Raw genomic sequence first — 1,307 nt, 5'->3', positions numbered from 1 at the left:
GGTGTCTGGGTTCAGGACATAGGCGACACGTGATCGGCGACACGTGAGTCGCGTCATAGGCGACAGTGGGGCATGTCGTCGAAGCATCGGGTCGTGGTGTTGAAGATCATCGCTGGAGAACTCTCGATCACGGCCGCAGCGGCCGAGTACGGGGTCTCCCGGCAGTACCTGCACAAACTCCTGGCCCGATACCGAACCGAGGGTCTGGACGGGCTCGACGCTCGATCACGGGCACCGCTGACCCGCCCGCACGCGGTCACCGACCGCGTCCGCGATCGCGTGATTGAGCTGCGGCGCGCGTTGACCGCGGCCGGGACGGACGCCGGACCGGTAACGATCGCCTGGCATCTGCGGCAGGAAGGACTCACCGCCCCCTCCACGTCCACCATCCGCCGCATCCTGCACACCGCAGGGCTGATCATCCCCGAACCCCGCAAACGCCCGAAATCCTCCTACACCCGCTTCGAAGCCGCGCAACCGAACGAGACATGGCAGTCAGACTTCACCCACTGGCGCCTCGCCGACGACACCGACGTCGAGATCCTGAACTGGCTCGACGACCACTCCCGCATACTCCTCAGCTGCACCGTCCACCACCCCGTCACCGGCAAGAACGTCGTGGACACGTTCCTGAACTGCGTCGATACCTATGGGCCGCCCGCGTCCACGCTGACCGACAACGGCCGCGTCTACACCGCCCGCCACTCCGGCGCTCGCAATGAGTTCGAATACGTCATCGCCGCCCTCGGCATCCGGCAGAAGAACGGCGCCCCCAACCACCCCCAAACCCAGGGCAAGATCGAGAGATTCCACCAGACCCTCAAACGCTGGCTGGCCGCACGCCCCCGAGCCGTGACGATCATCGAGCTGCAGACCCAGCTCGACACGTTCCAGGAGCACTACAACACCGCCCGACCACACCGCGCCCACGGCACAACCCCGGCCATCGCCTACGCGGCATCACCCAAAGCGCTCCCCGCCGGCACCCGGCCCGACGCCGTCCACTACCGCGTCCGACACGACCATGTCGGCACGAACGGGAAGATCAGCTTCCGCCGCGCCGCCCGCATGCACCACCTCGGCGTCGGCGTCGCCCACCGCGGCGCACCCGTGCTCCTGATCGCCGACGAGACCACCGTCACCGTCGTCCACCAACACACCGGAGAGATCCTCGCCACCAACACCATCGACCCCACCAAAACCTACTGGCGCAACACGCAGAAAGAGCCCGGCCGATGGCCGAGCTCTTCCTCCAACTAGTCGCCTATGTCGCGACTCACACGTCGCCTATGTCGCGACTCAACACA

1 protein-coding gene is annotated in these 1,307 nt (G+C 66.4%); it reads left to right on the top strand.

What is annotated here, in order from left to right; translation table 11 throughout:
- Window positions 1-72: 72 nt before the first annotated feature.
- Window positions 73-1,260, top strand: a complete 1,188-nt coding sequence (locus M3195_RS16695; RefSeq protein ID WP_251589215.1) for an IS481 family transposase — start codon at window positions 73-75, stop codon at window positions 1,258-1,260.
- Window positions 1,261-1,307: the final 47 nt, after the last annotated feature.

Source organism: Microbacterium hydrocarbonoxydans, assembly GCF_023715885.1.
GTDB classification, from domain to species: domain Bacteria; phylum Actinomycetota; class Actinomycetes; order Actinomycetales; family Microbacteriaceae; genus Microbacterium; species Microbacterium hydrocarbonoxydans_C.
This window is presented reverse-complemented; position numbering and strand designations above follow the sequence as displayed.

Bases quoted from the DNA above. Each gene is read 5' to 3' on its own strand.
- M3195_RS16695 (WP_251589215.1), top strand. From the start codon at position 73: ATGTCGTCGAAGCATCGGGTCGTGGTGTTGAAGATCATCGCTGGAGAA.